This window comes from Nocardioides pelophilus (genome assembly GCF_014180685.1).
GTDB classification, from domain to species: Bacteria; Actinomycetota; Actinomycetes; order Propionibacteriales; family Nocardioidaceae; genus Nocardioides; species Nocardioides pelophilus.
Genome location: NZ_JACEHF010000195.1, coordinates 1 through 7173, shown reverse-complemented (window position 1 = coordinate 7173; position 7173 = coordinate 1). Strand labels below are relative to the sequence as shown.

At 72.3% G+C, this 7173-nt stretch carries 7 protein-coding genes; 3 read left to right on the top strand and 4 right to left on the bottom strand.

What is annotated here, in order from left to right; genetic code table 11:
• Positions 1 to 225 precede the first annotated feature (225 nt).
• The gene (locus tag H0488_RS20655) at positions 226 to 1302 is read right to left on the bottom strand and encodes a glycosyltransferase family 4 protein (RefSeq protein ID WP_183101112.1); all 1077 of its coding nucleotides are present in this window, start codon (positions 1300 to 1302) and stop codon (positions 226 to 228) included.
• Between the two features lie 91 nt (positions 1303 to 1393).
• Here H0488_RS20655 and gmd point away from each other — a divergent pair, with 91 nt between their 5' ends.
• Genes gmd through H0488_RS20640 form a run of 3 tightly spaced genes read left to right on the top strand, consistent with a single transcriptional unit; the run spans position 1394 to position 4385 of the window.
• Complete coding sequence (gene gmd, locus H0488_RS20650) at positions 1394 to 2374, top strand: GDP-mannose 4,6-dehydratase (protein ID WP_183101111.1); 981 nt, start codon at positions 1394 to 1396, stop codon at positions 2372 to 2374.
• Entirely contained in the window at positions 2371 to 3444 is a 1074-nt protein-coding gene (locus H0488_RS20645) for a sulfotransferase family protein (RefSeq protein WP_183101110.1), read from the top strand. Before gmd ends, H0488_RS20645 begins: the two co-directional genes overlap by 4 nt.
• 44 nt (positions 3445 to 3488) lie before the next feature.
• The gene (locus tag H0488_RS20640) at positions 3489 to 4385 is read left to right on the top strand and encodes an FkbM family methyltransferase (protein ID WP_183101109.1); all 897 of its coding nucleotides are present in this window, start codon (positions 3489 to 3491) and stop codon (positions 4383 to 4385) included.
• A gap of 43 nt (positions 4386 to 4428) precedes the next feature.
• Here the strand turns inward: H0488_RS20640 and H0488_RS20635 are convergent, their stop codons facing one another.
• From H0488_RS20635 to H0488_RS20625, 3 genes are all read right to left on the bottom strand, one after another.
• The gene (locus H0488_RS20635; RefSeq protein WP_183101108.1) at positions 4429 to 5244 is read right to left on the bottom strand and encodes an alpha/beta fold hydrolase; all 816 of its coding nucleotides are present in this window, start codon (positions 5242 to 5244) and stop codon (positions 4429 to 4431) included.
• 268 nt (positions 5245 to 5512) lie between these two features.
• Positions 5513 to 6292: a M14 family zinc carboxypeptidase gene (locus H0488_RS20630; protein WP_183101107.1), complete on the bottom strand. Its 780-nt coding sequence runs from the start codon at positions 6290 to 6292 to the stop codon at positions 5513 to 5515.
• A gap of 32 nt (positions 6293 to 6324) precedes the next feature.
• Positions 6325 to 7173 (bottom strand): AAA family ATPase (locus tag H0488_RS20625; RefSeq protein WP_183101106.1); only part of this gene is annotated, 849 nt, incomplete at its 5' end.

Here is a 7173-nt window from a genome sequence, read left to right as displayed (position 1 = left end):
CGCTGGTTGAGGTGCGACGAGCGCAGCGAGGAGCCTCGAAACCGAGGCTGGTCCCAGGGGTGCTCCGGTGGTTTCGAGGCTCGGCGCCGGGGCGCCTCGCACCTCAACCAGCGGGGCGCCTCGCACCTCAACCAGCGGAGCGCCTCGCACCTCAACCAGCGGAGCGCCTCGCACCTCAACCAGCGGAGCTGCCTCGCGCCTCAGCAAGCGGAGTGGCCTCGCGCGTCAGCCGGCGGGGCGGAGCAGGGAGTTCCGTACGACGTTCGCCGTACGACGCCACGCGAACCCGTCGGTGAACCGGCGTCCCGCCTCCAGCTGCTCGGGGGTGAACCGCAGCGCCTCGGCGACGGCCGCAGCCAGGTCGTCGGGCGACGTCGAGGCGGCGACGGCGGCGTGCCCGCCGGTCACCTCGGCCAGTGCCGGGTCGCTGGAGACCACGACCGGGATGCCCAGCCGCATCGCCTCGATGGCCGGCAGGCCGAAGCCCTCGAAGTCCGACGGGAACAGCACCAGACCGGCTCCCGCGAAGCAGTCCTGGAAGGCGGCGTCGTCCAGCCAGGGCATCAGCTCGACACGGTCGGCGACCCCGAGCGCGGCGACCCGTTCGGTCGCAGCCGCGCGGTCGGCGGACCCCATGCCGACCAGCCGGAGCCGCCACGTGTCGTCGGTCGTGCAGAACCGCGCCCAGCCCTCGAGCACCGCGTCGGCGTTCTTGTTGCCGAAGTGACCGAAGGCCAGCGCGTACGGCGCCTCCCGGTCGGGCGCGACCGGCGGCCACGCGTCGACGTGGTCGGCCCCGAGCTGCGCGGCCACACCGTGCCGCGCGAGCCGCGGGTGCCGGTCGCGCAGGTCGGTCAGGGTGCGCTCGGAGATGGTGTAGATCCCGTCGGCGCGGCTCATCGTCCAGCCCCACGACGCCCGGCGCGACGCCCGGGTCCCCCTGGAGAACTGGTGCGGGCGGAGCTCGTGGCGCAGGTCGTAGAGGATCAGCCCCCGGCGAGCGCCGTACCCGAGGAGCCCGGTCGCGGGCACCGCGGACAGGACGGCGTCCGGGTGCAGGGCGCGCGCGGCGCGCCGTACGCCGAAGGACCGCAACCAGAGGGCGCCGGCCGGTCCGCCGACGGGCGGCTGCAGGGTCCCGACCCGGTAGCCGTCGGGAACCGAGAACGCCGGCCCGTCGGGTCCGCTGAGCACGGTGACCCGGTCGTCGGGCGCAGCCTCGGCCCAGCCGCGCAGCAGGTGCTCGACCACGATCGCGGAGCTGCCGGGCCGGACGACGACAGCATCCACGACGAGGTGCATCGAGAGCGAACCTTTCCGAACGGGAGCGGGCGTTCCGCGTAGTTGCGGACTCGCAGCGCGAGCACACTATCTGCCGTATACGGTGACCCGCGTGACGAAGCGCGCACTCATCACCGGGATCACCGGACAGGACGGCTCCTATCTCGCGGAGCTGCTGCTCGAGAAGGGCTACGAGGTGCACGGTCTCGTGCGCCGCGCCTCGACCCTCAACCGCAGCCGGATCGACCACCTGCACACCAACTCGTCGCTCCACCTGCACTACGGCGACCTGACCGACGGGGTCAGCCTGGTCAACCTGATCCGCGAGATCACGCCGCACGAGGTCTACAACCTGGGCGCGCAGAGCCACGTGAAGGTGTCCTTCGAGATGCCGGAGTACACCGCGTCCACCGACGCGACCGGCACCCTCCGCCTGCTCGAGGCGATCCGGGCCGCCAAGATCGACTGCCGCTTCTACCAGGCCTCCACCTCCGAGATGTTCGGCGCGACCCCGCCGCCGCAGAAGGAGGACACCACGTTCTACCCGCGCTCGCCGTACGGCGCGGCGAAGCTCTACGCGCACTGGGTGACCGTCAACTACCGCGAGGCCTACGACCTGTTCGCCGTCTCCGGGATCCTCTTCAACCACGAGTCGCCGCGGCGCGGCGAGAGCTTCGTGACCCGCAAGATCACCCTGGGCGTGGCCGCGATCAAGCTCGGTGTCGCCGACCACCTGACCCTCGGCAACCTCGACGCGGTCCGCGACTGGGGCTTCGCCAAGGAGTACGTCGAGGGCATGTGGCGGATGCTGCAGCACGACGAGCCGCAGGACTACGTGCTCGCGACCGGGATCGGCACCACGGTGCGGGAGTTCTGCCAGTACGCCTTCGCGCACGCGGGCCTCGACTGGGAGGACTACGTCCGCTACAACCAGTCCTACGAGCGCCCGACCGAGGTCGACGCCCTGATCGGTGACGCGAGCAAGGCCCGCGAGGTGCTCGGCTGGAAGCCCGACACCGATGCCGAGGCGCTGGCGCGGCTGATGGTCGACGCCGACCACGAGCAGATGTCGCGGCTGCTCGGCCGTTCATGACCGTTCTGGCCAGGTTCGCGCGGGAGGGCCGCGACGAGCTGGTCTCGTTGCAGTGCGACCTGTGCGTCCCGCCGGTGATCTCGTGCAGCACCGTCGTCGAGATGCGCAAGCTCGGCTGGCTGCTCGCCGGCGACGGCAACGACCTCGACGTCTGCCCGGGCTGTGCCCTGAGCACGTCGGGGCGGTCCCGCCGTCGTCGCGGCGACGCGGCCCCGGTGTCGCCGGACCCCGCGCGCCTTCCGAACCTGGTCGTCATCGGCGCCGCGAAGGCCGGTTCGACCAGCCTCCACAACTACCTCGCCCTCCACCCCGAGATCTCCATGTCGCACGACAAGGAGGTCCGGTACTTCACCGATCCCGACTGCCTCACCTGGGTCGGCCGCTACCAGGACTACTTCGAGACAGGCACCCGCTACCGCGGTGAGTCGACGCCGCAGTACACCAAGTGGCCGCTCTACCCCGGCGTGGTCGACCGGATGGCCGACCTCACCCCGGACGCGCGTCTCGTCTACCTGGTCCGCGACCCGGTCGATCGCGCGATCGCGGAGTACGTCGAGGAGGTGACCTGGGGTGTGATCACGGGGAGCATCGACGAGGAGCTGCGCGACGCCGACGCCGAGCACAACGTGATCGTCGCCCCGAGCCGCTACGCGACCCAGCTGCGCGAGTTCCACCGCCGGTTCGACCCGTCGCAGATCCTCGTGGTCGACCTCGCGGAGCTGGCCGACCACCCGGCGGCGACGGTGGCCCGGGTGTTCGACTTCCTCGGACTGGAGCAGATCGAGCTCGACGACGAGGAGCTCCGCCCCCGCAACGCGTACGGCGACAAGGGCGCCCTCCCGGGCTGGTACCGGGTGCTGCGCCGCCCCGCCCTGGTCCGCGCGGCGCACCGCCTGCCGAAGGGTCAGCTGAGGAGGATGCAGTACTTCTTCACCCGCCGGATGACCAAGCCGGTCGAGCGCCCGCAGCCCAGCGCCGAGTCGCTCGCGCGGCTGCGCGCGACGCTCGCTCCCGAGATGGAGGAGCTGCGCCGGATGACCGGTCTCGAGCTCGCCCACTGGTCGGTCTGAGCGTCGTGGTCGACGCCGGGACGAGCGCCGCTAGATTTCCTCCCGTGAATCCACGAATCCGCGAGCGGGCGAAGCACCTACGACGCAACCTCGGCTGGTTCGTGCGCGACCGGTTCCCGAACCGCAAGGTGGTGCGCGAGGTCCAGGGGGTGCGGATGGTGCTGCCCTGGGCGCACCGGCTCCCGGACTACGCAGGGGAGGACGGGCCGTACGGCCAGAACCTCGTCCAGCTCGCATCGCTGCTCGCCCGGGCGAGCGCTCCGGTCACGATGATCGACGTGGGCGCCAACGTCGGCGACTCGACGCTGCAGGTGCTGCACGCCGCCGACGCCCGGGTGCTCTGCATCGAGGCCGACCCGCACTACCTGGAGTACCTCCACCTCAACGTCGACAAGGAGGCGCACGTCTCGGTGGTCGAGGCGCTGCTGACCCCCGACGCGAAGACCGGCGCCAAGACCGCGGTGCGCACCGGTGGCACGACCCGGTTCACCGAGGGTGGTGTCGAGGATGCGATGCGCACCGTCACGCCGGCCGAGCTGCGCGAGCAGTTCCCCGAGTTCGCCGGGCTGCGCCTGGTCAAGTCCGACACCGACGGCTACGACGTCGCCCTGGTGCCGGCGATCGCCGAGGAATGGCGCGACTCCCGGCCGGTGCTGTTCTTCGAGTACGACCACCGTCTCTCCCGCCTCGCCGGCAACGACCCGCTCGCCGTGTGGCCGCGGCTCAAGGAGCTCGGCTACCGCGACGTCGCCGTGTGGGACAACGGAGGCGCGCCGCTCGGACGCACGACGGTCGACGACATCGCGGAGCGGACGGCGCCGCTGGAGGAGCGGATCGGCATCCGGGCGCTGACCTACTGGGACGTCGCGGTGGTCCACCAGGACGACGCTGCGGGCCTCGCCGCGCTCGAGCAGCTGGTGCCCGCGGCGCAGTCCCTCTGACGCCAGCGCGACGCCGCTCGGACGATCCGCGCTCGGCGTACCCCTAGGCGGCCACGTCGGCGACCTGCCAGGTGCCGAAGATGCGGAGGTAGCTCTCCGGGTCCTCCAGCATCAGCGCGTGGCGCCGGTCGTCGAGGACGTGTCCCTGCCAGTCCGGGCGTGCGGCCAGCACCGCCCGCAGGACCTTCGCCGGCACCAGCGCATCCTGCGTGCCGCCGAGCACCAAGGTCGGAGCCTGGACCTTCCGGACGGCGCGCCAGACGCCGCGAGGGTCCGCCCACAGGCGGGAGATGGAGCGGGTCGCGGCGAGGAGCGCGCGCCGCCGGTCGACGCCGTCGACGTCCTCGGCGAAGTCGGCCGCCATCAGGTCCAGCACCGCTCGATCGACGCCGTCGGGGTCCGGGAAGATCAGCCTCAGGAGCGCGCGGTTGCGGCGCGCGTCGAGCCCGGGGCCGGCGAGCCCGACGACTCCCAGCGCGAGCGCGGTGAGCGACGAGAGCGCGATCGGCACCATGCCGTCGATCGTCGCGCGGCTCGGCCGCAGGAAGCCGAGGGGCGAGCGGGGCGGCAGGCCGGGAGAGACCAGGACCAGTCGGTCCAGCCGGTGCGGGTGGTGCGCAGCGAGGAGGGTCCCGATGAGGCCGCCCATCGAGTTGCCGTGGAGCGTGAACCGGTCCCACCCGAGGGCGTCCGCGACCTGCAGGGCGAAGTGGACGTACCCGCGCATGGTGAGCGGGTCGTCGTCGGTGACCGGTGTCCGCCCGAACCCGGGGAGGTCGACGGCGACCACGGGACCGTGCTCGGCAAGGCCTTCCATCACCTCGATCCAGGTGACCGAGGAACCGCCCAGGCCGTGCACGAGGAGCTGCGGGGCCTGGCTGGACGTCCTGCNCCGTGCACGAGGAGCTGCGGGGCCTGGCTGGACGTCCTGCGGCCGGGGGCCTGCAGGACCCGGACCCGGCGGCCGCCGACCTCGAGGAACGTGTCGGTCACCGACGGCCAGTCGGCCAGTTGTCTGCTCACACCTGCATGGTTCCCACCAACGGCGGGCGCATCCGTGCGTCGAGGCGGCGTGTCGGCGACGGAGTCGATCGAGGACGGTCGCGCACGAGGCCGGAGGGCGTCGCTCAGCGGACGCGGTGGGCGCCCCAGATCGACAGCACCTGCCGGGGCGCGGTGACCCGCATCCGGTGCGGGCTGGGGTGCGCGTTGTACTCGGCGGTCAGTGCGGCGCCGCGGAACCGGTGGTTGAACCACATCGTCATCGTGCCGTGGCAGACCCCGCCGCAGCTGAACGTCTTCCGCGGGAGGTCGAGCGCCCGCGCCACCCGACGCGAGAACCGCTGGTTCTTGGTGTCGGTGTCGACGCCGTACAGAGGTTGGTGGAAGCTGATGATCCGGTGCGGCTGGATGTTCTTCAGGAACCGCATCACGGCGCGTGTCTCCGGCTCCGACCGCGGCCGCGGTCCGGACTCGTAGGCGCCGTCGAGGTCGGTCCACCGGTAGGGGAAGTTGCGGTTGAGGTCGACGCCGTGAGCGTTCTTGCGGGTGCGACGCGCGAGGCCGTCGGGGTTGTAGGTCGGCAGCACCCACAGGTCGAGGCCACGGATCGGTCGGCCGTCGCGCAGGCTGGTGAGGATCTGGCGGGTGTGCGGCTCGTCGCCGTGCATCGTCGACACCAGCAGCACCTTCGGCCCGCCCCGCTCGCCGAGGTGCCACGCGACGATGGGTCGGCCACGGACGGACCGGCCGATGACGCGCTTGCCGATCACCGCCGGCCGGTCCTCGCCGTCCGCCCGCACGACGGCGACGGCTGGTCCGGCCGAGGTGGCCGGCGCGACGTACGACGTCGAACCGACCACCCCGAGCACGGTGAGCAGGACCGCGGAGCGCCGCCAGCCAGTCATGGCTCCGAAGCATGCCACCTGGCCGGACCGGCTCAGAGGTACTGCCCGGCCGCCTCGTGCGGCGTCCGCCAGCGCCCGGCCGCCGCCTGCGCGAGCAGCGCCTCGGTGGTGACGGCGTCGTTGGTGTGCAGCACCGTCGCCCGGACCAGCTCCTTCAGGTCGGCGCCGGTCGCGCCGTCGGTCGCGCGAGCCACCGCGGGCAGGTCGAGCGGAGCGTCGCACCACGCGAGGTAGCGCGCCAGGATCGCGAGCCGCCCCTCGAGGACCGGGGGCTCCATCTTGATCACGGTGTCGAACCGCGACGACCGCCGCGCGGCCTTGTCGACCTTGCGGTGGTCGTTGGTCGACGCGATGACCACCACGCCGCTGCGGTCGGCCAGCCCGCCGTCCATGACGTTGAGGAACTCCCGCAGTCGGTGGGGGTTGGTCTGGCCGCGCTCGCCGGCGATCAGGTCGAGGTCGTCCATCAGGATCAGGCACGGCGACAGGTCGGCGGCGAGATCGAACAGCTCGGTGAGGTAGTGCTCGGTGACGTAGGTGCCGGGCACCAGCACCGTCGTGGAGCCGGCGAGCTCGTTGGCGACGACCGTGCCGAGCTGGGTCTTGCCCGTGCCGGGCGGGCCGACCAGGAGCAGGCCGGTGCTGGTGCCGAGCCCCCGCGACTTGAGGTCGTCGGCGAGCTCCAGCACCCGGTGGACGCCGCGGTCGACCGTCGCCCACACCGACGCGTCGAGCTTGAGCAGGTCGCGCGACGCGGCCGGGGGAGTCCACCGGTGGAGGACCAGGCCGCGGTTGTTGGTGGCGACCCGGTAGCTGCCGAGACGGTACGGCGAGTCGGTGGCTCGCCGCGCGTGCAGGAACGCGACGAACGCCTCCTGGAG